The organism is Simplicispira piscis (assembly GCF_054783455.1).
The window spans coordinates 117,878-137,082 of the sequence record NZ_BAAGQN010000014.1; the positions used below are offsets into that span (position 1 = coordinate 117,878).

Annotated in this window: 33 protein-coding genes; 15 read left to right on the forward strand and 18 right to left on the reverse strand. The window is 60.1% G+C overall.

Annotation, left to right across the window (positions count from 1 at the left end; all coding sequences use genetic code 11):
* The 17 genes from ACYVOC_RS08995 to ACYVOC_RS09075 all read right to left on the reverse strand — a co-directional run.
* A partial coding sequence (locus tag ACYVOC_RS08995; protein WP_461161566.1) for a phage capsid family protein occupies positions 1-751 on the reverse strand: 751 nt, incomplete at its 3' end.
* A gap of 166 nt (positions 752-917) precedes the next feature.
* The gene (locus ACYVOC_RS09000; protein WP_461161567.1) at positions 918-1,940 is read right to left on the reverse strand and encodes a hypothetical protein; all 1,023 of its coding nucleotides are present in this window, start codon (positions 1,938-1,940) and stop codon (positions 918-920) included.
* Positions 1,941-1,969: 29 nt separating this feature from the next.
* Complete coding sequence (locus tag ACYVOC_RS09005) at positions 1,970-2,284, reverse strand: hypothetical protein (RefSeq protein ID WP_461161568.1); 315 nt, start codon at positions 2,282-2,284, stop codon at positions 1,970-1,972.
* 17 nt (positions 2,285-2,301) lie between these two features.
* On the reverse strand, positions 2,302-4,413 hold the full coding sequence (locus ACYVOC_RS09010; protein WP_461161569.1) for a portal protein: 2,112 nt from the start codon (positions 4,411-4,413) through the stop codon (positions 2,302-2,304).
* Positions 4,410-5,978 carry a terminase gene (locus ACYVOC_RS09015; protein WP_461161570.1) on the reverse strand — a complete coding sequence of 523 codons (1,569 nt, stop codon included), beginning with the start codon at positions 5,976-5,978 and terminating at the stop codon, positions 4,410-4,412. The genes ACYVOC_RS09010 and ACYVOC_RS09015 overlap by 4 nt, the downstream gene beginning before the upstream one ends.
* Positions 5,975-6,691, reverse strand: coding sequence for a hypothetical protein (locus tag ACYVOC_RS09020; RefSeq protein ID WP_461161571.1), 717 nt, complete (start codon positions 6,689-6,691; stop codon positions 5,975-5,977). The genes ACYVOC_RS09015 and ACYVOC_RS09020 overlap by 4 nt, the downstream gene beginning before the upstream one ends.
* A gap of 89 nt (positions 6,692-6,780) precedes the next feature.
* The gene (locus ACYVOC_RS09025) at positions 6,781-7,278 is read right to left on the reverse strand and encodes a hypothetical protein (protein ID WP_461161572.1); all 498 of its coding nucleotides are present in this window, start codon (positions 7,276-7,278) and stop codon (positions 6,781-6,783) included.
* 73 nt (positions 7,279-7,351) lie between these two features.
* Positions 7,352-7,618, reverse strand: a complete 267-nt coding sequence (locus ACYVOC_RS09030; protein ID WP_461161573.1) for a hypothetical protein — start codon at positions 7,616-7,618, stop codon at positions 7,352-7,354.
* Positions 7,611-8,075, reverse strand: coding sequence for a recombination protein NinB (locus ACYVOC_RS09035; protein WP_461161574.1), 465 nt, complete (start codon positions 8,073-8,075; stop codon positions 7,611-7,613). The genes ACYVOC_RS09030 and ACYVOC_RS09035 overlap by 8 nt, the downstream gene beginning before the upstream one ends.
* A complete protein-coding gene (locus ACYVOC_RS09040; protein ID WP_461161575.1) occupies positions 8,068-8,493 on the reverse strand; it encodes a hypothetical protein in 426 nt (141 codons plus the stop codon). Before ACYVOC_RS09040 ends, ACYVOC_RS09035 begins: the two co-directional genes overlap by 8 nt.
* Entirely contained in the window at positions 8,490-8,708 is a 219-nt protein-coding gene (locus ACYVOC_RS09045) for a hypothetical protein (RefSeq protein WP_461161576.1), read from the reverse strand. The genes ACYVOC_RS09040 and ACYVOC_RS09045 overlap by 4 nt, the downstream gene beginning before the upstream one ends.
* Positions 8,701-8,922, reverse strand: a complete 222-nt coding sequence (locus tag ACYVOC_RS09050) for a hypothetical protein (protein ID WP_461161577.1) — start codon at positions 8,920-8,922, stop codon at positions 8,701-8,703. The genes ACYVOC_RS09045 and ACYVOC_RS09050 overlap by 8 nt, the downstream gene beginning before the upstream one ends.
* Positions 8,919-9,752, reverse strand: a complete 834-nt coding sequence (locus tag ACYVOC_RS09055) for an ATP-binding protein (RefSeq protein ID WP_461161578.1) — start codon at positions 9,750-9,752, stop codon at positions 8,919-8,921. Before ACYVOC_RS09055 ends, ACYVOC_RS09050 begins: the two co-directional genes overlap by 4 nt.
* The gene (locus tag ACYVOC_RS09060; protein ID WP_461161579.1) at positions 9,736-10,572 is read right to left on the reverse strand and encodes a hypothetical protein; all 837 of its coding nucleotides are present in this window, start codon (positions 10,570-10,572) and stop codon (positions 9,736-9,738) included. The genes ACYVOC_RS09055 and ACYVOC_RS09060 overlap by 17 nt, the downstream gene beginning before the upstream one ends.
* 4 nt (positions 10,573-10,576) lie before the next feature.
* The gene (locus ACYVOC_RS09065; RefSeq protein WP_461161580.1) at positions 10,577-10,831 is read right to left on the reverse strand and encodes a hypothetical protein; all 255 of its coding nucleotides are present in this window, start codon (positions 10,829-10,831) and stop codon (positions 10,577-10,579) included.
* On the reverse strand, positions 10,824-11,096 hold the full coding sequence (locus ACYVOC_RS09070; RefSeq protein ID WP_461161581.1) for a hypothetical protein: 273 nt from the start codon (positions 11,094-11,096) through the stop codon (positions 10,824-10,826). The genes ACYVOC_RS09065 and ACYVOC_RS09070 overlap by 8 nt, the downstream gene beginning before the upstream one ends.
* 18 nt (positions 11,097-11,114) lie before the next feature.
* Entirely contained in the window at positions 11,115-11,360 is a 246-nt protein-coding gene (locus ACYVOC_RS09075; RefSeq protein WP_461161582.1) for a hypothetical protein, read from the reverse strand.
* An 83-nt stretch (positions 11,361-11,443) separates the two neighbouring features.
* Between ACYVOC_RS09075 and ACYVOC_RS09080 the strand changes: the two genes are divergently transcribed.
* Positions 11,444-11,623: a hypothetical protein gene (locus ACYVOC_RS09080; RefSeq protein ID WP_461161583.1), complete on the forward strand. Its 180-nt coding sequence runs from the start codon at positions 11,444-11,446 to the stop codon at positions 11,621-11,623.
* 101 nt (positions 11,624-11,724) lie between these two features.
* Here the strand turns inward: ACYVOC_RS09080 and ACYVOC_RS09085 are convergent, their stop codons facing one another.
* Positions 11,725-11,952: a hypothetical protein gene (locus ACYVOC_RS09085; protein ID WP_461161584.1), complete on the reverse strand. Its 228-nt coding sequence runs from the start codon at positions 11,950-11,952 to the stop codon at positions 11,725-11,727.
* Positions 11,953-12,023: 71 nt separating this feature from the next.
* On the opposite strand from ACYVOC_RS09085, the gene ACYVOC_RS09090 reads away from it, so the two are divergent.
* The 14 genes from ACYVOC_RS09090 to ACYVOC_RS09155 all read left to right on the forward strand — a co-directional run bounded on the left by ACYVOC_RS09090 (position 12,024) and on the right by ACYVOC_RS09155 (position 19,168).
* Positions 12,024-12,710, forward strand: coding sequence for a LexA family protein (locus ACYVOC_RS09090; protein WP_461161585.1), 687 nt, complete (start codon positions 12,024-12,026; stop codon positions 12,708-12,710).
* Positions 12,711-12,749: 39 nt separating this feature from the next.
* Complete coding sequence (locus ACYVOC_RS09095; protein ID WP_461161586.1) at positions 12,750-13,184, forward strand: hypothetical protein; 435 nt, start codon at positions 12,750-12,752, stop codon at positions 13,182-13,184.
* Positions 13,171-13,917 carry a DUF1828 domain-containing protein gene (locus ACYVOC_RS09100; protein WP_461161587.1) on the forward strand — a complete coding sequence of 249 codons (747 nt, stop codon included), beginning with the start codon at positions 13,171-13,173 and terminating at the stop codon, positions 13,915-13,917. The genes ACYVOC_RS09095 and ACYVOC_RS09100 overlap by 14 nt, the downstream gene beginning before the upstream one ends.
* 1 nt (position 13,918) lies before the next feature.
* Positions 13,919-14,359, forward strand: a complete 441-nt coding sequence (locus ACYVOC_RS09105; protein WP_461161588.1) for a thermonuclease family protein — start codon at positions 13,919-13,921, stop codon at positions 14,357-14,359.
* Positions 14,356-14,565 carry a hypothetical protein gene (locus tag ACYVOC_RS09110; protein WP_461161589.1) on the forward strand — a complete coding sequence of 70 codons (210 nt, stop codon included), beginning with the start codon at positions 14,356-14,358 and terminating at the stop codon, positions 14,563-14,565. Before ACYVOC_RS09105 ends, ACYVOC_RS09110 begins: the two co-directional genes overlap by 4 nt.
* A gap of 199 nt (positions 14,566-14,764) precedes the next feature.
* On the forward strand, positions 14,765-14,959 hold the full coding sequence (locus tag ACYVOC_RS09115) for a YegP family protein (protein ID WP_461161590.1): 195 nt from the start codon (positions 14,765-14,767) through the stop codon (positions 14,957-14,959).
* Between the two features lie 280 nt (positions 14,960-15,239).
* Positions 15,240-15,791 (forward strand): HNH endonuclease signature motif containing protein, encoded by a 552-nt coding sequence (locus ACYVOC_RS09120; RefSeq protein WP_461161591.1) that lies wholly within the window; start codon positions 15,240-15,242, stop codon positions 15,789-15,791.
* A 41-nt stretch (positions 15,792-15,832) separates the two neighbouring features.
* Positions 15,833-16,060 carry a hypothetical protein gene (locus ACYVOC_RS09125; RefSeq protein ID WP_461161592.1) on the forward strand — a complete coding sequence of 76 codons (228 nt, stop codon included), beginning with the start codon at positions 15,833-15,835 and terminating at the stop codon, positions 16,058-16,060.
* A 277-nt stretch (positions 16,061-16,337) separates the two neighbouring features.
* Complete coding sequence (locus tag ACYVOC_RS09130) at positions 16,338-16,622, forward strand: hypothetical protein (RefSeq protein ID WP_461161593.1); 285 nt, start codon at positions 16,338-16,340, stop codon at positions 16,620-16,622.
* Positions 16,623-17,073: 451 nt separating this feature from the next.
* Positions 17,074-17,271, forward strand: a complete 198-nt coding sequence (locus ACYVOC_RS09135) for a hypothetical protein (RefSeq protein WP_461161594.1) — start codon at positions 17,074-17,076, stop codon at positions 17,269-17,271.
* A gap of 389 nt (positions 17,272-17,660) precedes the next feature.
* Positions 17,661-18,179: a hypothetical protein gene (locus tag ACYVOC_RS09140; protein ID WP_461161595.1), complete on the forward strand. Its 519-nt coding sequence runs from the start codon at positions 17,661-17,663 to the stop codon at positions 18,177-18,179.
* Between the two features lie 27 nt (positions 18,180-18,206).
* Entirely contained in the window at positions 18,207-18,563 is a 357-nt protein-coding gene (locus ACYVOC_RS09145) for a hypothetical protein (RefSeq protein WP_461161596.1), read from the forward strand.
* Between the two features lie 108 nt (positions 18,564-18,671).
* Positions 18,672-18,890: a hypothetical protein gene (locus ACYVOC_RS09150; RefSeq protein ID WP_461161597.1), complete on the forward strand. Its 219-nt coding sequence runs from the start codon at positions 18,672-18,674 to the stop codon at positions 18,888-18,890.
* Positions 18,887-19,168, forward strand: coding sequence for a hypothetical protein (locus tag ACYVOC_RS09155; RefSeq protein ID WP_461161598.1), 282 nt, complete (start codon positions 18,887-18,889; stop codon positions 19,166-19,168). Before ACYVOC_RS09150 ends, ACYVOC_RS09155 begins: the two co-directional genes overlap by 4 nt.
* Positions 19,169-19,205: the final 37 nt, after the last annotated feature.

Below are 19,205 nucleotides of genomic sequence, written 5' to 3' on the forward strand. Positions count from 1 at the left end.
TTGCCGTGGCCACCACCGCGCGCTGGTAGTCCGGGTCCTTCTTGAGTTGGGCCAGCGAGCCGGGCGCCAGCAGGAACACGTAGTATTCCCTGCCGCCTTCCATCAGCGGCTTGACGTAGTGCTCCTTGGCATAGGCGATCAGATCGACGATGGTCTTGTAGCTGATCACGTAGGCGCTGGTGATGCTGCCGGTGTTGGACACGGCCAGGGAGGTGCCGTCCCACATCAGCGAGCGCTTGGCCGAAGGCGCGGTGACATCAGCAGCGAAGGCCAGGCCAGGGAACGAAGAGCCCACGCGAGGTGCACCGTTGTTCTGGAAGGCGTAGCTGATACCAGATATCGACAGGAAACTGAGCTGGTCACAGCGATTGGCCAGCCAGTAGGACAGCCGACTCTTGGCGCTTTCGCGGAACTTGATGGTCGTGCGCTGTTCGGAAAGCTTGCCCTTGTTGCGCACGCTGTGGGTGATCAGGTCGAGGGTGATGATCTGCGAGAACGCCTGCATGGCTTCCTCGTTGCCTTCACGCTCGTTGTCGCCGATCACGCCGTCCTCGACCAGATCAGCCACCAGCTGGATCAGGCACTGGTCGCCCTTTTCCGTCTTGGTCAGCTCGGTGATGCGCTGGATCATCGAGTTTTCGCTCGTGCCCAGGAATCGCTTGATGAACATCTGGTCGCGTGCGGCCTGCCACACGTCGCGCGACCAGACCAGCTTTTGCTTCGGCGTCAGTGCCGCGAAATTGGTCAGCATGTCATGCTCCTTGAATTGGTTACGGACTTCAGGCGTGCGCTGCCAATGCGGGAAACATGACTTGGGGGGGCGGTCAAGGCGCCGAGCTGTTTACCGTCCTGCCCTATGGACGCGTGCACCCTGGGGGAAGTCCGGCCAGGCGGGTGAGCTCTGGCCGGAATGAAGTTCAGTCGCCGCGCAGGCGGGACTTCTCGGCGGGCGACAGGGCAGCGAACTGCTCGTCATCCATGGCGCCTACGTCCACTCGCGCTGAAGGCGTGGCGCGGTTGCCAATCCCGACCTGCATCACGGGAGGCTGGGCCGTCGCATCGGCCGCACCGCGCTTTACTGCTTCACTGGAGCGAGTGTCACCGTCCTTGGCGGCGCCGGGCAAGACCCTATTGGGGGTATCGCCGTCTCCGACAGGCTTGAAACGTGGTGCAATCTTCGACACAGCGCCGCGAAGGGCCAGGTGGGGCGCGACACCTTGAGCGATCGCGCGATCGCGGGCAGCCACGATCAGGTCCAAGGCATCGGCCCCCTCGGGCGTATCCAGCCAGGAATGGGCGCTCAGCGTCGCTTTCACCTCGTCCTGCAGCAGCTGCGCCGCGCTGCGCCGTGCAATGTTGCCCTCGGCCTGCTGGGTGGCCTGCTCAACCAGGTGGGAGTTGATTTCCCCGCGGATCTTGGCCGCCCTGGCGGTGTCGCCCTCGATCAGCGCCGTGGCGTATTCATGCTCCTTGGCGTCCACGTCAAAAACCGCTGCCTCGAGCTGGGTCGTGGTCGCAGTCTGCGCAACAGCTGGAACAGAAGGCTGTGCCGCACCCGCAGCACGCGCCTCGGCCAGCTCGCGCTTCAGCTGCTCGTTCTCGGTTTCCAGCGCCTTTTTGCGCTCGTTGACCTCGTTGAAGCGCGCCTTCGGGATGCCCGGGCTGCGCTGGGCCCGTTCGTCTTCGGAGCCCTCCGCACCTTCCGCGCCGCCCTGGCCAGCGTCATCCGCTCCAGTGCCATCCCCCGTTCCGGTTCCATCAGCACCATCCGCCTGGCCTTGGTCGGCGGCATCCGTAGCGCCATCGCTTGTGGGGATGAAGTCATCGCCACGGTCCTCTGCGCGGCCCTCGCCGCCCGTTTCGGTGCCGCCGGTGTCGGTGCCGTCATCGCCTGCCGGGCTCATGTAGCGGGACAAGAGCTTCTTCAAGAGCATGTTCATGGTGTGGTCCTCTGTGGTTGGAAACTGATTCAGGTGCGGCTCTGTTCGCGCGCAATGGCGTGCACCACGCCGTGAAAGACATACGCCTTGGCCCGGTCGCTTGCGGAAAGCGTGGCCACGGCCGGGCCGAGGTCGGCCGTGGGGTGCATGCCTGGGTTGTTCAGGAAGCCGGTGACGCGGGCGCGCAGCACCTTCTGCTCGGCCTGAGGAAGGGATTCCCACGGCTTGGTGGTGTAGTCGCCTTGGGCAACTGCCAGGGCGCCGCAGACCTCGTGCGCGACACGCGCGATCGACAGCACCAGGCCGTCATCCTCGCTTACTGCTGGTGGGGTATCGGTGGTCATGGTTCTCCTTGTGGTGGTCATGCTTCAGTGCGCAGGCCGTCTGCTGCGAGTGTTTCGATGCCGGCGTTCAGGCCGCGCGCTGGGCTGACGGGCGTCAGCGGATCGGTGTTGGGCGGGATCTCCGCTGCGGGGGCTGCGATGACAGGCGCAGCCGGAACGATGGGTGCCGCATCCTTGTCATGGAAGGCTGCAGAGCGCAGCAGGCCGTCCGCCACGCCGGAGGCGCCAGGCACCGTCATCAGCACCTGGGCCGCCTGGGTGGCGCTGTACATGGCCGTCACGTCCTCGTTCACCGTCTTCGACTGCACATGGACGGTTTCCGCATCGGTCTTGCGTGCCTGGGCCTCGATCAGCTTGGCCTTGGCCTGCAAAGTCGGGTCCTCCGGTGGCTTGGTGCCCTGCATGCCAGCCAGGATCTCGTGCTTGTCGGCCAGTGCCGAATAGCGAATGACGGCCGGATCAGGGATGGCGATTCCTGCCTTGCGCATCTCCAGCGCCTGTTGGAACTGGCTGTTCTCGAAGGTGACCTGCATCGGCTGCTCAGTGATCACAACGTCGTAGTCGCCCACGGTCACGTCATATAGGTAGCTGTTCGTGTCCGGGTCGAACTTGTTGATCTCCAGCACCTGCTCGACTTCCTTGCCCGTGTTCGGGTCGGTCTCCGTGATGCGGAACACCCGGTGGCTGTCGTAGTAGCGCTGCACCAGCTTCAGGATGCGCTTGCCCAGCAGTGAGCGGGTGAACGCCAGGTTGTCCAGCGGCACAGCCAACTGCTGCTGGCTGGCGAACTGCTTGGCCTGGATGGCGATGCCGGAGACCTCTGGGCCCTGCTGCCCGCGCATCGCCTCGGGCACGGTCACATCCTTCAGCGCCTGGGTGGCCCGGTCGATGATCCGATCGACACCGGTAGGGACTGGGTTTGGAGTGATCTTCTCCGGGGAGGTGCTGTTCTTCTTGTACTCCAGCACCAGACCCGTGCGGGCGCCTAGGCCTTCCAGATCCTCGGTCGTGATGTTGGTGAGCGAATCCTCTTCGACCATCCACCCGCTGTTCGCACTGGTGTTGACGATGTGGATGTACTGACTGACGGCCTTGTTCAGGGCTTCCTGCGGCCCGATGGCGTTGTCGATCATCCCCCGGGTCTTGCCACGCCGGAAGTAGGCGAAAAACGGCACCGTGGTGAAGTGCTCGTAGGGGCTGTAGTCGTCGTGCAGCACCGTGGAATAGGTGCTGACAGTCCACTTCACGCGGCGGCGCATCCTGGTGGAACGCACTGCGCCATGGTTCATGGCGTCGGCAATCGACTCCTTCGACAGCCCGGCCTCGATCTGGACTTCGCCAGAGTCAGGGAAAACGACGCAAGGGGTCTTCTCGTACACGAAACGCTGCCGGTCGATCACGCGGAAGCGCTTGAGCCCATCGTCGTGCGCACTGTAGGCGTCATACAGGCCGAGCCGATCATGGCGCCCGAACTTGTTGCGCTGCGCCTCGTCGTCCAGGTCACCAAAGTCGTGCCCCTCATCGTTCGAAGCCTCGGCCTTCACGCGGGCATCGGGGCCATAGAACTGCTCGATCTCGTCCAGCGTGAGCCAGCGGCTCTTGGTGACGTCACCCCACTTGTCCGGGTCGTAGCTCTTGGCGTCGGGGTCCGGAATCACGTCACGCGGGTCATCGACGTGGATCTCGATCTCGCCCTTGATGTTGTTGTCGAAGTTCATGCGGACATCGAAATACCCGCGCTGTTCGATCAAGCCGTCGCTGAAAACCTGCGTCTCGACCCAATGGAACTGGGTGGCGTCCAGGACCTGCTTCACAACCTTGGACAGGATGGTGGCCACGGCCAGGTCACCCTTCTCGCCCCGTGGCTTGAACGCAATGTCCATGCGGTTGTGGATCTGGTACCCGATGGCACTGTTTGTGCTGGGCAAGATCTCGTTGAACTCGTAGGCCGGGCGCCCCTGATCTGCCAGGATCGCCTTGTCGCCCTCGGACCATTGCTCGCCGCCACCCAGGTACATGCCCTCGCACCGGGCGGCCTGCTCGGTGTATTCGATGTGACCACGGTCCTTGCCGTAGAGGTAGCGGGCCCAGTTCTCGCGTGCTGCGTCGTCGTATGCCATGGTGCTCATGCGGCTTGCGCCGATCCGTTGGTTCGGGCCCGGGTGGCCAGGCGATCGCGCCAGCTCTTCTTGCGCGGCGCGCGCTGCGGGCGGGGAATGTCGGCCGCGAAGGTCATGGCCACGGAGTCGCCCTTGTCCGGGCTACGGCCCAGCACCAGGCGGATGTCGTCCTTGCTGCTGATCTGGATGGCGGCGCCCTTGCCCATGGTCACGACCTTGTAGCGGGGAGCTGTGAGGTCGCCCAGCAGTTCCTGGTCGGGCGGGAGCGCGATGGGGTCAGGGTTCGTTGGGTCCAGGGCTTCGCGCAGCAGCCAGTACATCTCGGCCCGCTTGTTGCGGAATTTCATCTGGCCGGACTTGTCCATCAGAGCGCTGCCCTCGGAGCCCACCACCGAGTGGACATGAAGGCCCAAGCCCTTGACGAAGTCCAGGGCGCTGGAGCCGATGCCGATGGAGTCGATGCACACCACCGCGCCGTCGCGGATCAAAGGAGCGATGAAACCTGCAGCAGTGGGGCCGTCCTTGGTCACCACGCCAGGTGCCGTCACGATCTTGTCGAACCACTGGCCATGCCGACGGGCGGCCGACGACTTGTCCTGGCCACCACGGGAAGGATCGAAGCCGATAGCGGTCATGAGTCCCTTGGCGTCGCGGTCCTTCCAGCGTGCCTGGGCGGCCTTCACCCACTCGGTGGGGATGAGCTGCCACACCGGGTCAGTCACGCCCGCATTGAAATCGCCGCGCAGCATCTGGGAGCGAAGTGGCTCTGGTAGGGATTGCAGCGTGGCCTTGTAGCCGGTGCTGGACAGAAACAGGTTGTCGTCCACGCTGGACGGTATGAATGTGCGGCTCTTGGGCTGCATCAGGTCATTGCCGACCATCACAGGCGTGCCGTCTGGCACCTCTTGGTCCTCGCCCTTCTCGTTCGTCACATACCAACGAAGCTCTCCGGGCTTTGCTGGGTTCGGGTGCTGTGGGTCGAGCCAAGCTCCCCAAAAGCGTTTCACCCATTCGCCCTCTGCGCTCGTGGGTGGATTGCCGGCCGCTATCACGCGCTGGCGAATGTCGGGGTTGTCGGTGCGCAGCCAGCCGATGAGAGTGCGAAATTGCCCTTCGGTGAAGTGACATATCTCGTCAAACAATTTGGCGTCGTGTGGCCTGCCTTGGTACTTAATCCAGTCTCCAGGCTCTTTGACACTGCCAAGCTCCAGCACCTTGTTGCCCGGCAATCTCCAAACTCCGGTTTGGCTGTTGTAGCCAGTGCGAGATCCGAGAATCTGCGTGTTGCGCTCTTCAATACCGATGAGTTGCACCGCCTCGCGCCGAAAGATGATGCTGTGCTCTTGTGCTGTGATGGCCACGCCGAGCAGCAGGTCAGTCTTTCCACCTCCAGCAGCGCCGCCGTAAAAAACAATGTCGGCCTGGCTGTTGTACGCCATCGTCTGAGGGCCTGGCTGCGGCTCCCACAGCGGCACACCATTTGAAGTCACCAGCGCAATGAGTGCCTCGCGCTCATCCTCTGGCAGCGTCTTGATGTGCTCCAGATAGTCGGCGTGAGTGACAAGCCCGCTCATTTAGCGACCTTCGCGCGCGACATGAGGTTTGTGATCCTCAGCGCAAGCTGGGCGTCGGTCATCTTCGGCCCTTGCTGCTCCTGCTTGTCTGCCGGGTCGTCATCCAGCCCAAAGGCTTCCCGCTCCCCCTTGCGCACCTTTTCATCCACGTCGGCAAGCTTCTTGAGGTCATCCACCAGCGCGGAACGGCTCATGGCTTTACGCAAAGCATCGTTAGCGCGGTCGATGCCGTTTTCATCGGGCATGCGCACCATCTCGATCACCTCAGCCAGATCGGGCAACATTTCAGCCGCCTGGGCAATCTGACCCAGCAGTGCATGCTTCACATCAGCGATGGAACGCAGCCCGGCGCGGTGCCCGAGGATCACCTGCTTGTTGATCTCGGCCGCAACAAGAACCGTCTCTGTTGCATCTTTTTGCGCATCCGTTACGGTTTCGCGCAACAACGCGGCATCGGTGGCCTGCTTGATGACCTCCCGCAAATCCTTGGACCACTGGAGTTCCTTGGCTTTACGGCTGATCTGGGCGAATGAAACACCGTGTTTCGCTTCCAGCTCGCGCAGGGTGAAATGGCCCGTGCGGTAGTCGCGTTCAACGGCCTCCCAGTCAATGCGCTTTCGCTTTTCTGGCGTGGCTGCGCCTGCGCCATTGTTGCGTGGCGCAGGCTTTTTTGTGGGTGTTGCGGGCGGCGTGCCCGGCTTTTGTGATGCCATGCCCCGAAGTGTTCCGGGCATCAACTTTGGTGTCGAACCCTACAGGGGGCATTGATGGCGCAAGCCAGTCCGTTGCTCTGGGTCGCTCGTCACACAGAAGCCTCCAGCAGCTGCATTTGAGCTGGGTTTGTCGCGATGACAGCTTGCAGTCCGTCCACCTTGCGCTGCAGCTTGCGGACTTGCTCTAAGAGTTGTAGTGTGTGGTGCGTGCTCTCAATCACTGCAGTCTGCGCGGATGCGCCAGCGGCAAATGGCGCGACCTGCAACCGCCACTCGTGCGGCGTGAATTCCATGACCATGTCGCCCTTCTCTAACTTTACATGGCCCGATGGCATCGCCGTAAGGCTTACGGCCTCACTTGGCTCGTGCCGCTGGCGCGGGATGTAGACGCCGCGCGACGGTGACCAAATTTCCTCCCGCTCTTTTAGCTCTTTTATGCAGTCACTCACTGTCACCGTCTTTAGGCCGGTATGACGCACAATCGCCGCGCTATTGATCTCCATCTCTTGCTCATGCAGAGCGTGGATAGCTTCCAGCACCACAACCCTGCTGCTGCGCTTTTCGGTCAGAGTCATCTTGTCGCTCATGTGGCCTCCGGTATAATGCGATTGCTCAGGTCGCATCGACCGGAAGGCCCGCCTTGTGCGGGCTTTTCTTTTTCTATGGGCTCAACGCACCCACCGTCTTGTTGATGGCCTGCAGCTCGTTGATCCTGCGCAGCGTCCAGCGCAGGCGGGTGCCGTGCCAGCCATCCGATCCGCGGTGGCAGGCGGCGCAGAGAGGCATAGAGGCGAACCATAGGCCCTGCTCAGGCTCGTGTACCTCGCTCGGGCCCGGAGCATCGCACACGACGCACGGAAGTGCAGCGACACGCTCGATATGGCGGCGCTCTGCAGCGGTGGGTGCGGGCTTGTTCTTGCTACGCATGGAGCACCTCCCCAGTCTCTGCATCCACCCACTGGCGGGCCTCGCGCAGCTCCACGCCGTTCTCCGAACACCAGGATCCGATGAAGTCGCACAGCTCTGCGCACTCCCCGCGCGTGAGCTGGCTGGTGCGCCGGAAAACGATGTCCACGCCATGCCCATCCAATGCGGGCAGAAGCTCCACCTGCTCCCGGCGCGCGCGGCACCACGCGGCAACCAGCAGGCGCTTCCAGACTTCAGCGTCTCGCTTCGCGCCAGCCCACTCCACTTGTGCAGCGATGTCGCCCAGCATGGCGTGCAACAGGCGGTTCTGCTTGTCGCTGCGCGTCTCTGGCTTGATCTCCAGCACCAGGCGCTGCCCACCGGCCAGGAGCCACCCCTTGGCATGCGCCCATGCCTGTTGAATGGCGCCGTGGCCCTGTTGGGCGTTGTGCAGTCGCAGGACAAGGCACTCAGACATGGGCACCCCTGTACAACCACGACACCATCGCAGCGTCTCGCTCGTGCTGATTGCTGGGCTTATCCCACCCTGTAATGCGCTTGAACTGGTCTGCGGCCATCTTGCAGCCCTTGCCCAGCGGGCTGACGCTGTGCGCTGGGATGTCCAGCTTTTCGCACACAGCCACAATCAATTTGCACCAGGCGTCAACTTCTCCGATGTTGCGCGCCATCTTTGCTGCGGCTGGCTTGCTGGTGGATGTTGTCCACACAAACGACTGCAGGCGCGAGTCTTCAAGCACAACGCGGCTCGGACGCACGGCTTCGATGCGGTCTGCAATTTCTACCGGTTCGATGGTGTACAGGTGAGTAAGCTTGCCGCCGATGAAGATGGCAACGCCTGTATTTGTGCCGGGGTCGATGCCCATGATGATGTTCACTCTGTCACTCCCCACTCTTGCGCGGTGCGGGCGATGACAGCCACGCCACGCGAGCCGATACGACAGATTCCTCTGCTGGCTTGTGCTTCTTGCATGTGTGCTGCGGCGCCAGAAATTTCCATACAGGGCCGATGGCGCAGATTGCAAAACCGTGCTTCGCGATTTGCCCCGATTTTTTTGGCGACCAGTGGAGGCATGTTGCGCATGTCATGCATGCGATCCTCCGAACGCCCTGGCGCGAGAATCATCAGTCAGGCGGTAAAACGTCTGCTGACGACCGTCACGGACATAGATGATCTCGCCGCTGGCACGGAGGGTGCTGATGGCGCCGGCCACCTCGGCGGGCTCGCCACCCATGACGTTCTCAATCTCCTGGCGGCACAGGGCGCCGATGGCCAGGAGCTTGCGGAGGGCTTCGGCGCGGGTCATTCAGCGATCTCCTTGCGAGCGATCGGCCGATAGCTCTCCCATGGAAAAGGCACCCAGCGCGCGCACTCGGTCATGCGGTCATAGATGCGATCGCCCACGTACTGCCGGAAGCCATCCTTGTTCTGGTTGGTCAGCAGGATGGTCGGCATCATGTCGCGGTAGCGGCGGTCCAGCACGTCGAACAGGTGGTTCTGCTCGCTCTCGGTTCCGTACTGCATGCCAATCTCGTCAATGACCAGCAGGGGAGCTTGGCCGAACTCGGTCAACAGATCCAACTCGCTGGCCTCGGAGTCCTTGCGCCACGTCGAGCGGATGTGCTGGATCACCTCCATACAGGTGAAATACCGGCCCACGTAGGCCGGCATGATGGCCTGCAGGATGCCCGCTGCCAGATGGCTCTTGCCAGTGCCAGGGAGGCCAGAGAACACCAGCCAGGAGCCCTTTTTGTAGTGGTGCTCGAAGTTGGAAGCGAACTCAGTGGCGATACCGAAAGCGCGCTGCTGCTCCGGCGTGGTGGCCTTGAACGTTTCCAAGGTGCGGTCGATGAAGCGCTGCGGGATTGCGGCCTGCTGCAGGCGTACCGACTTGGCCTGAGCCTCCAGCCGTGCCGCCAGCTTTGCCTTTTCTGCCGCCTCTTGGTTCTCGCGGTCCTGCTTGCAGCCTGGGCAGGATGTCCAGATGTCGCGGCTGGCCAGTCGGGTGCCGGTGGCCATGTACTCGCCATGGCGAGGGCAGGAGAACTGCACCTTGCCGATAGCCGACATGGGGCGCCCCATCACGCGGTTGTAGTCGATGCTCCGCGCGTTGAGCTTGTCAAACAAAGCTTCCATCCTGGTTCACTCCGGTTGTGTAGTCGAGAAGATCGAAGCCGCTGTGGCGGTTCGGCTTGGTGTGTGTCTGGGGCGCCCTTCCAGCAGCCGACCGGTCGATCAGCCAGTCAGCCTTCAGCGATTGCCACCCCCTTTCGCAGCAAATCGTCACGGCCTCCTCCAGGGTCTTTCCCGCCTTCTCCGCCTCACGGATCAACCCGTTGATAGCGGTGGTCGTCAGTGCCCCGGCCTTCTTCGCTTTCCGCACGGTCATGTAGTCCGAGAACAGTTGGGCAGGAACACCGGGCATGGACGTGCACGCGCTCTGTTCCTTGTTCCTTCCTTGTTCCTTTCCTTGTTCCTTCCTGGTTCCGTGTCCCGTTTTCGGTACTGTTTGGAGGGAAAAACGGGACTGTTTCGTGGGAATTTCGGTACTGTTAGGAGGGAAAAACGGGACTGTTCCGTTTTCGGTACCGGTGCCGCTTTCGGTACTGTTTGAGGGAGGAATTTCGGTACTGTTGGGCTTGATCGATGGCTTGGTTTGGTCTGCCTTAACAGTGCCGTTTTCGGGACTCTTAAGGCGGTACACAGGAACCTGCCCCGTGATGCCGCGACGCGCTCCGGTGTCCTCAATGAACCCCATTTCGCGCAAACGCTGGAGGTTGTCCATGACCGTCTTGCGGTCCTGTTCGGTCATGCTGCTGAGCGCCTGAACAGACGGGAAGCACAGCATGTCGGTGTCTTTGCCGTTGACGCACTCGGCCATGGCCACCAGAACGAACTTCGTTGATGACTTGCCAACCTGCTGCGCCATTGCCCAGCTCACGGCTTCATAGCTCATGCGCCTACTTCGTCCCCGCCTTGCTGATGCGCCGCGTCTTGCTGTTGCTGGCCTGGGCCTGCTCCCTGCTCTCGATAGAGATCGAACGGCTCGGATCGGGCGCAAGATTGGCCTGCAACACGCCGCGGGCATTCATCACGCGGGTGGTGCCTTTGGTTGTGATGGGCTTGGCTGTCTTGCGCTGCACAGGCAGTTTTGCTGGAGCATCGGCGCCGCGGGGGCGCACGGACTGAAAGGCGTTCGGCATGGTTTCAGCCATGGCGCTGCTCTCCATTGGTGTCCGATAGCGATGGATTGCCACGCGTGACACGATGGATCAAAGTCGCTTCATGTTCCCAACGATCAGCACTCTTACTCAACTCTTCCAGCACCAACTCGAAGCGTTCCTGGTTGCGAGCCAAGCTCACAGCATCGAAGATGGCCATCAGCCGGACAGGAACCATCATGCGCAGCTCTGCCTTGTCGTTTCTCGGGGTATGTGCGCTCCTTGCGAACATGGGCGCCTGGTCGTCGTTCTGGTTCATGCTGTTGATGTCCTTGTGTCAGTTGGCTGTGGTTCGCATGGCCGAAATGCTTTGCTCATCCAGTCGCATATAGACGTACTCATGTACGAACCCGACGAATTCGCGCGCGAAGCGGTGGTCGATCTGATCGAACCCCGTAAGACGCTTGAAGTTGGCGATCAACTCGCCATTGACAGCTGTATTGCGCAGGCAAGCGTGAAAAGCAGAGTCAGCGATGGCTAGTGGGATGTCAGCAACGTGTGCAACAAGCGAGTCGTCATTCATGGATGCGTATCCCCTGATTGGTGCCCGCCCTCTCCCGGCTTACATTGGCAGCTCCTACACAGCCAAAACCGAAAGGGGCGGACATGAAAGAAGTCAACAAAGAACACCTGCAGCTAGCTGCAGTCATCGCGTCTGGGCTCATACAGACGAACCACCAGAACACGAAGCCTGGAACGAGTGCGATTGCCCAAGCCCTTCTTCAAAGCTACGAAGCAATTCAGGAAGCGGTTCAAAAGATCGAGCAGGGCCAAGTGGCGAAGTAGCCGCCCAAGCCGGTGGAACTTGGCTCTTGAAGCCACGGTTCAACCGCAGCTCGCGCAGATACCGCACGCTCGGTGGAGTCACGTCGCCCCATCGATATGGATTAGCCATGGATAACCTCCTGGGCTTCGCCGCGCACAGGGGCGGTGGCTGCGTCCGGGTCAACGCCATCCAGCGCCTGCGCATGCGCCACCTTGAGGTACATCATTCGCGCCCGGGGGATGCCGTGCTTTTTCCAGTCGCTGACCGATGGCATGCGCACATCGAACAGGCGCGCCACCTCGGCGGTGTCGCCCAGCGCCTCGATGATTTTGGTTGCGTGTGGGTTCATGGCCGTAATTGTCAGGCAAAACTAACGTAACAGTCAAGTATCGTTTACAGCATTGTTGTTAGGATTGCCTCATGGCCCTATCGGACAGAATTCGCGCAGCGCTTGCCAATGGGTCCGACTTGTCTCAGTCGGGCTTGGCGAAGGCGTGCGGAATCTCGCGTGCGTCTGTAAATGCGTGGGTCAACGGCAAGACTGACAGCATTGATGGGAAGTACCTGACCACTGCGGCGTACTACCTGGGGGTGAGCGCGCATTGGCTCTCCACAGGCGAAGGCCCCATGCTCCCGGGTTCTGGGGAAACTGCCACCCATGCCAACACATCCACCGGCCCCGACATAAAAGGCACCTACCCACTTATCTCGAAAGTGCAGGCAGGCGCATGGACGGAGCTGTGCGACCACTTCCAGCCAGGGCAGGCCGATGAATGGCTACCTTCCACCAAGAACTTGGGGAAATGCGGCTACATGCTGCGGGTCGAAGGCAAGTCCATGGAAAACCCGACTGGCAAGCCAAGCTTTGCAGAAGGCATGGTGCTGCACGTAAACCCACACCTTGACCCTGTTCCGGGGAATTATGTGGTGGTACGCCGCAATTCCACACTTGAAGCGACGTTCAAGCGCTACGTGCTGATCGACGGAGAAAAATACCTTGAAGCCATCAATCCCGACTGGCCCAAAGACATGAAGTATTTGCCTCTGCAGCCTGGCGACGAATGGTGCGGCGTGGTAGTAGATGCATCGCTGGGTGGTCTTATCTGACACCTGGCAACCATAGGAGAGAGGGATGGTGTCTAGCGCATGATCGACATACCCAAGCAAGCCTTGCGCTGGTCTGGGCTCAAGCCTCGCAGCAATCATGCAGGACACCTGGTAGGCGTTGCTGAGTTGACCGATGCTCAAGGCATTACCCTGCCTGGGTACACATTACAAATCGAGATCAAAGCGCCCGTGGACACCGCCCGCTGCTTATTCCTTTTCAGCATCATGCGGCTGCACCAAAAAAAGCGCGTTCGTGTGTACCAGCTTGAAGTGGCACCGCGCGGGAAGCGCACCCACAACGGCCCAAAGCCAATCTACGGTCCGCATGAACATGTGGACGAAACAGAACCTACTCCCGTCACCGATTCGGGCGTAGACTGCGAGAATTGGACAGGCGCTCTGCAATGGTTTTTCAACAGAATTTCCGTGCAGCCCTTTGAAATTATTGACCCGAATTGCCATGCTGAACTGTGAATGGGCGCAAGCGCTCACCCGCTACGACTGCCAGACGCTCAAGGCGCTGGACGGTGGGCCGTGCCTTGAAATAGGCACTCCGTTCAGCCTGCCCGACGGCAGCGCTATCAATCTCTACATCACCACAGCAGGCGATGGAATGCTGAAGATTAGCGACAACGCAGACACCCTGCTCCAACTCGGCGGCATGGGGTTGGAGGTGTGGCAGGCCGCACGACTGGCGGCACTGCGCGACCTGATGCAGAAGCACCGGATGGCCATTGGAAAACAGGGAGAGGTGTTCATCTTGGCGCAGGCAGCCCATGCAGCCAACGGATTTGCGATGGCCATCACCGGTCTTTTGGCCTTGTCGGCATGGGCTAGCGAGCACCTGCAGGCCCAGCCTCAAACAATCGACATGTTGGCAGAGCTTGAGCCCTACATCATTGCGCGCAACCCGGCCGCCGCATACCGGCGCAATCCCCATGTCAGGGGGGCATCCAACACGGATTACGCTTTTGACCTGCAGCATGGCACCGATTTGATTGACATCATCGGCCCTAGCGCACAGGCCACGGGCGCCGCCATGCGAAAGGCGGGCGACATCCAAAACGGCCCATTTGCAGAAGATCTATCTCCGCTGTTTGTGGTGTACGACCTTGTTGACAGTGAGCGAGCCATGAACGAAATCAGCATCCTGGGTTCGGTGGCCCGTGCCATGCCCGCAAGCAGGCTGATGCAGCACGTTCACTGAATTGCTTTCCGCCCTGCTCTGCCTGGTCGTCGCCATCAGCGACGGCGACACCATCAAGGCCCGGTGCGGAGAGCCAGGCGCCTACGAGCAAATCACCATCCGAATCTCGGCCATCGACGCCCCAGAGAGAAAACAGCCCTTTGGCCAGGTGTCACGCCAGAACCTGGCCAAGCTCTGCTTCCAACAACAGGCCACGATCAAAACCCGATCAAGAGATCGCTACGGGCGCACCGTGGCGGACGTGGAATGCCAGGGCCAGGACGTGGCCACCGAGCAGGTGCGCTCAGGGCTGGCCTGGTTCTATGTGAAGTACGGGCGGGGGTATGAGCACCTGCAGGGGCTGCAGGATGAGGCTCAAGCTGCGCAGCGCGGGCTGTGGGTAGATCGAGAGCAAACCCCTCCGTGGGAATGGCGGAAATACCAGATAAAAGGAGCACTATGACCACCACGCTACGCCTCCAATATACCGACGTTCGCACTCGCCTGGTGGACGGCAAGCCGCTCATCGGATTGAGGCACAGAGCCAAGGCGGCTGGAGATATGCCGGTCACGACCGCATGGGTGGAAATGCCGCCCGAGACTGTGAGGGGGCTCATCAAGACGTTGGAGGGAACGCTCGCGGAACTGGAGCCGAAGCAATCCGAATGAGTTTAGACCACCGCTTCAAGACGCTGGTGGATGTGAGGGAGTACCGGAAGGCGCGTGGCGCAATGGATGATGCTCTGCAAACTCAAGCAGGTCAGTAAGAAGGACTCTCGCTGCCGGACGCCCTTCCTGATGTATCTCGACTTCCGGGCCGTCGATGATGAAAGTGGTACCGCGCCCGCCAACAAAACTGAGGGAACTCATGTATTTCATCCTTTTCAAGAGTGACAAGAACAGCCAGTGGTACTGGAACCTCAATTCCGACAACCACAAGATCATTGCTACTGGAGCCGAGGGCTACATCAACAGGCAGGATGCAATTCACGGCATCAACCTGGTGAAGGCCAATGCCGCATCCAGCGGCGTCTATGACAAGTCGCAGGAAAAATGGATCTAGCCAAGCCTGTTGCAACAACCCACCAACCGCCCTTGAGGCGGTTTTTTGTTGCCCGCCCGGGATGGGCATGGGGGGAGTGTAGCAAAAAATGTTAGTTTTACCTGAAATAATCGCTTGACTGTGTTGTTAGTTTTGCCTGACAATTCACCCATGCCGCAAACAAAGCGGAGCAGGCAAAGGGAGAGCCCCAACGCCGGGACCATCACAGAGGGTCGAAACACTGTGTGACGCGGAAAGCTAGTGCATCGGGTGGTGCATGTTGAGCAGGCGAAGAAAAGAAATGACAGCCCTTGGTGACAAGGGCAATACCAAAAAAACGCGCGCCGTCTTTTTGGTATTGAAGGGAGTTCGCATGGACACGCAATCATTGCTTTCCAAATACCGCTACGAGCCATCAACTGGTCAATTCCGGAGAAATTCGCATACACCGGATCGTGGGGTGATCAAGAATGTGAAAGGCTATATACGTGTTTTCGTCGGGCGAAAGTACTACATGGCGCACCACCTAGTATGGCTATTGCACACAGGAAGGTTGCCAAATAAACAGATCGACCACATCAACGGGAAACGCGATGACAACAGGTTTTCAAACCTGCGCGAAGTCAGCCCGATCGAAAACAGCCAAAACCAAAGGCGCGCACACAAGACCAGCTCAACCGGGCTACTTGGAGTGAGCCCAATTAGGCAGGCCGGGCTGGTTAGCGATCGTTGGAAGGCGCAAATTAAAGTAAATGGACGATCCATACATCTTGGAGCCTTCGGCTCTCCAGCCGAGGCTCATCAGGCGTACCTCAACGCAAAGCGCAAGCTTCACCAAGGATGCACGATCTAACCCACTCCCACATCCACACGGGGCAATCCAGGAGATAGAGCATGGACGACAACGTTCAAGTATTTGGCGTGCATCCAAACGGCGAAACGAAACTTCTAGGAACCGCACTCATGCCGCCAAAGATGAAGGCCCGAGAACTGGCGCGAGAACAGTTCGGCCACTTTGAAGAAGGCGACGGTTCCGAGGCTGACATGTGCCACTACGCACTGGAGCAAATGGCAGAGCACTGCGCAAAGTTCCATGCAGGCGGGCACTTCAAACCGATCTAACCCCACCCCGCCCCTACACCAGGGGCCGGGAGTGCTTTGATAGTCATCAGCAAAGCGCGGGCCAGTCGCGCAGCAGGAACCGGCCAAAACTGTCGAATTCGACGGAATTGGAGCACCGGGATATGCCTGCAAGCCCTTGGAGACAGGGGCAAAACCAGAGCCCATTCAACGAGTCGGCTGTGGTTTTCAACCAAGGAGAGAAGCATGCTCACATATCGCCGTTGTGAATGGTGGCTGAAAGCCATCCACTTCGACATATCGTTATACGAGGACACACATGAGTTCAGCACGAAAACGCGGCGCGATACAAAAGGCCAACAACGAGACAGACCAGCTACGCCAGCGGTTGATTTTGTCCGAGCACCACGCCTCTTTGCTTCGCGGGATTGCGGAAGGTCTAGCGGCAAGGTGCGACAAAGACTTGGCTGTCCTGAGTGCCATTCGCAAGACGCTAGAAGTTGCGAACACAGAACCAAACGGGCCGATTTGCGACACGATCTGGCACACCCCACACGAAACACTTTTTGACTACATCGACGCGCACCTTGAGTCGTATAACTAACCAAGACCGTTGGCGACATGACCATCGTTTACTACAAGCACCCACGGCTGGGTGAGTGCCACGTCGCGTACTACACCGAGTAAAACGACATGACTGCTCAAGTGCACAGCCTTGCTGACCACAAGGCGCTTACATGCGACTGCGGTTCTGTGAATTTCGCGCTGCTTATGTCGGATGGCATTGAGTGCAATGGATGCGGGAAGCGCCATCCGTTTGAGTGGCGCGAGTACGACGCGCATGAGTGCCCAGACTGCGGCGGCGCAGGCCGCGTCACGCGCTATAGCAAGGTAACTCACCAGCTCGGCTCGGATGACTTGCCGTTTCTGGAAGAGTGCGAAACATGCAGCGGTCGTGGCTGGTGCGGACCAGATGCTGAGAAACGTGCAGCGCTCGCCGAGGCCACGCAGTAACCCCCTCCCCAGTGCAAGGCTGGGGCCAACAGGAGCAGCACATGACCTGTATCGACTGCGGCGGCGCCGTGACGGTGTTCTCGCCAGGCAAGCCACATGAGCGCGGCCACTGCCACCAGTGCGGCGCCCAGGTGTTCAAGGGCTTGCGCATCAACCGCAAGGACTGGGAGCGCTGGATCAACGGCGAAGCACCGGAGCTTGTCGGGCGTCCTGTGGTTGAGCAACTTGAATTGATCTGACAACCGTCCCGGCCAAGCGCCGGGGCCATCACATCGGCCTGTTGGCGCGGCTCCGATCAAGCCGCGCGCACAACAGCCTTCTCTCGATTTGCCGGGCGCGACCACGCACCGGATGTGCGGGGGATGCAGCAGGCCGATGTGATGGTGAGGCGCAATGCTCTGGGGGTTCCCGGGGCGGCCAACGACGTGAAGGCAGATAACAGGAAGGGCGGAGGTGCACCGAAACCCGGAGGTTCGAGATTCTGCCGTCCGCAGCAACTGCGGCGCCATCTTCAATTTGCCCAGCGCCTCTGCCTCGGTACGCGCTGGCTATCAACTATTCAACTTTATCTGGCAGCAGATAAACACACACAGCCCTGCAATGCGGGGCTTTTTTCATGGAGACAGCAATGCGCTATTTCAAGATCACAGACCCCGCTGCTCTTGCTGCATTGGAGCAGTTTTTAAGAGACGATGACGCCATGACCGCAGCGGGCCGTGCATTTGCTGAGCGGCTGGCACCAGGGCGCGCAAAGGCTTGGTACACAACGGGGCCGCAACGCCGCGTTGCTGGCTTCTCATTTTCTCCTCCGATGACTGGCCCGGAGTGGACAAAGCCTAACCGCCAAAACCGTATCCAGCGACCGCGCTCAAAGGTGGCGCCTGATGCAAAACAGGCGCTTGCGGACCTGAACGCGATATGGAAAGACTACCCGAATCAGGTGGCCGACATTGATCCGGTGCTGAAAACATTCGGCTTCTCTTGGGGGTTTTTCCACGGGTACACAGTGTTTCCCCAAGGCGGCAGCTTGTACTTCTGTACTAGCGACCCCGCTCAGCAAATCACGGGACAAGAAATTCTAGGCAGCGAGTTTGCCGCTGCAGAAGCGGCACACGGCGCTAAGAAGAAAACACCACAGCCCGCTTAGTCGGGCTTTTTTCACCTGGAGGATTTTATGTACTGCACAGCAAACCCATGCGCCGACGCCGAGCGCTACGAAAACGCCTGCGCCGACATTGCCGAGGCCGAAGAGGCAGAGGAAATGCGAGTCTTCCAGCGTCTGAAAGAGGCTTTTATAGAAGGCTTGCAATGGGGGCCAAAACACACGCTTGATACGCCGCAAAAAATGGCAAAGCGTGACACTGCAGAGGCGCTTTATGTGCTTCAAGACGAGAAGCCCGACCTAATCGACCGGGCCCTTTGCATGCTTGCACAGATCGATGATCCAGCAGCGCGAGATGTTGTTGACGACCTCGCCGAAGCATGGGCAATGAGCGCGACACGCGAATGGCGGGAGCTATCAAATAGATAGCTTCTAGCGCTTTCCAGATAAGCGCTGCACCCTGATTCCATCAAAAAACCGCAACAGCTGCAAACGGCAGTCTGGGCGAAGCCTTGCCGAACAAAAGAAGGAGACAGCATGACCCACTCATACGACAACACCTGCGGCGCATCTTTTACTCCAACGCACAGCATCTATCGCCACAGTCCCCTGATGTGCGATCGGCCAGAGCTGTACGCAATCATTGCCGCAAATTGCGAACTAGCGAGGATGCAGGGCGCAAAACGCTGGCATGTCATGGCAGTGGTGGATGACTTCGGAAATCTTGTGGCGGTGCCATCCTGGAGTATGCAATGAGCCGCCCAAATATCGGCACTGGCCTGCTGCTGGCCGCAATCTTCGCCGCATTCTTCGCGGCCCAGCACCTGGACATGACGGACAACAGCGCAGAGCACGCGCAGGCTCAAGAAATTGAGCAGCGCCTGAGCGAAGCAGAGCAGCAGCGCAGACGAGACACGGCAGCGCAGTACGCATGCGGGCCGCAGTCTGCTTATGAGTGGGTCAACGAAAGCACCGTGCAGTGCTTTACGACCCGTGGCAAGAAATCAGGCGCGGTGGAGGTAGCAGCGCAATGAAAACCCGCATCGCCATAGCCTGGGCCACCTACCGCCT

Bases quoted from the DNA above. Each gene is read 5' to 3' on its own strand.
- ACYVOC_RS09000 (WP_461161567.1), bottom strand. From the start codon at position 1,940: ATGAACATGCTCTTGAAGAAGCTCTTGTCCCGCTACATGAGCCCGGCA.
- ACYVOC_RS09005 (WP_461161568.1), bottom strand. From the start codon at position 2,284: ATGACCACCGATACCCCACCAGCAGTAAGCGAGGATGACGGCCTGGTG.
- ACYVOC_RS09010 (WP_461161569.1), bottom strand. From the start codon at position 4,413: ATGAGCACCATGGCATACGACGACGCAGCACGCGAGAACTGGGCCCGC.
- ACYVOC_RS09015 (WP_461161570.1), bottom strand. From the start codon at position 5,978: ATGAGCGGGCTTGTCACTCACGCCGACTATCTGGAGCACATCAAGACG.
- ACYVOC_RS09020 (WP_461161571.1), bottom strand. From the start codon at position 6,691: ATGGCATCACAAAAGCCGGGCACGCCGCCCGCAACACCCACAAAAAAG.
- ACYVOC_RS09025 (WP_461161572.1), bottom strand. From the start codon at position 7,278: ATGAGCGACAAGATGACTCTGACCGAAAAGCGCAGCAGCAGGGTTGTG.
- ACYVOC_RS09030 (WP_461161573.1), bottom strand. From the start codon at position 7,618: ATGCGTAGCAAGAACAAGCCCGCACCCACCGCTGCAGAGCGCCGCCAT.
- ACYVOC_RS09035 (WP_461161574.1), bottom strand. From the start codon at position 8,075: ATGTCTGAGTGCCTTGTCCTGCGACTGCACAACGCCCAACAGGGCCAC.
- ACYVOC_RS09045 (WP_461161576.1), bottom strand. From the start codon at position 8,708: ATGCATGACATGCGCAACATGCCTCCACTGGTCGCCAAAAAAATCGGG.
- ACYVOC_RS09050 (WP_461161577.1), bottom strand. From the start codon at position 8,922: ATGACCCGCGCCGAAGCCCTCCGCAAGCTCCTGGCCATCGGCGCCCTG.
- ACYVOC_RS09055 (WP_461161578.1), bottom strand. From the start codon at position 9,752: ATGGAAGCTTTGTTTGACAAGCTCAACGCGCGGAGCATCGACTACAAC.
- ACYVOC_RS09060 (WP_461161579.1), bottom strand. From the start codon at position 10,572: ATGAGCTATGAAGCCGTGAGCTGGGCAATGGCGCAGCAGGTTGGCAAG.
- ACYVOC_RS09065 (WP_461161580.1), bottom strand. From the start codon at position 10,831: ATGGCTGAAACCATGCCGAACGCCTTTCAGTCCGTGCGCCCCCGCGGC.
- ACYVOC_RS09070 (WP_461161581.1), bottom strand. From the start codon at position 11,096: ATGAACCAGAACGACGACCAGGCGCCCATGTTCGCAAGGAGCGCACAT.
- ACYVOC_RS09075 (WP_461161582.1), bottom strand. From the start codon at position 11,360: ATGAATGACGACTCGCTTGTTGCACACGTTGCTGACATCCCACTAGCC.
- ACYVOC_RS09080 (WP_461161583.1), top strand. From the start codon at position 11,444: ATGAAAGAAGTCAACAAAGAACACCTGCAGCTAGCTGCAGTCATCGCG.
- ACYVOC_RS09085 (WP_461161584.1), bottom strand. From the start codon at position 11,952: ATGAACCCACACGCAACCAAAATCATCGAGGCGCTGGGCGACACCGCC.
- ACYVOC_RS09090 (WP_461161585.1), top strand. From the start codon at position 12,024: ATGGCCCTATCGGACAGAATTCGCGCAGCGCTTGCCAATGGGTCCGAC.
- ACYVOC_RS09095 (WP_461161586.1), top strand. From the start codon at position 12,750: ATGATCGACATACCCAAGCAAGCCTTGCGCTGGTCTGGGCTCAAGCCT.
- ACYVOC_RS09100 (WP_461161587.1), top strand. From the start codon at position 13,171: ATGCTGAACTGTGAATGGGCGCAAGCGCTCACCCGCTACGACTGCCAG.
- ACYVOC_RS09110 (WP_461161589.1), top strand. From the start codon at position 14,356: ATGACCACCACGCTACGCCTCCAATATACCGACGTTCGCACTCGCCTG.
- ACYVOC_RS09115 (WP_461161590.1), top strand. From the start codon at position 14,765: ATGTATTTCATCCTTTTCAAGAGTGACAAGAACAGCCAGTGGTACTGG.
- ACYVOC_RS09120 (WP_461161591.1), top strand. From the start codon at position 15,240: ATGACAGCCCTTGGTGACAAGGGCAATACCAAAAAAACGCGCGCCGTC.
- ACYVOC_RS09125 (WP_461161592.1), top strand. From the start codon at position 15,833: ATGGACGACAACGTTCAAGTATTTGGCGTGCATCCAAACGGCGAAACG.
- ACYVOC_RS09130 (WP_461161593.1), top strand. From the start codon at position 16,338: ATGAGTTCAGCACGAAAACGCGGCGCGATACAAAAGGCCAACAACGAG.
- ACYVOC_RS09135 (WP_461161594.1), top strand. From the start codon at position 17,074: ATGACCTGTATCGACTGCGGCGGCGCCGTGACGGTGTTCTCGCCAGGC.
- ACYVOC_RS09140 (WP_461161595.1), top strand. From the start codon at position 17,661: ATGCGCTATTTCAAGATCACAGACCCCGCTGCTCTTGCTGCATTGGAG.
- ACYVOC_RS09145 (WP_461161596.1), top strand. From the start codon at position 18,207: ATGTACTGCACAGCAAACCCATGCGCCGACGCCGAGCGCTACGAAAAC.
- ACYVOC_RS09150 (WP_461161597.1), top strand. From the start codon at position 18,672: ATGACCCACTCATACGACAACACCTGCGGCGCATCTTTTACTCCAACG.
- ACYVOC_RS09155 (WP_461161598.1), top strand. From the start codon at position 18,887: ATGAGCCGCCCAAATATCGGCACTGGCCTGCTGCTGGCCGCAATCTTC.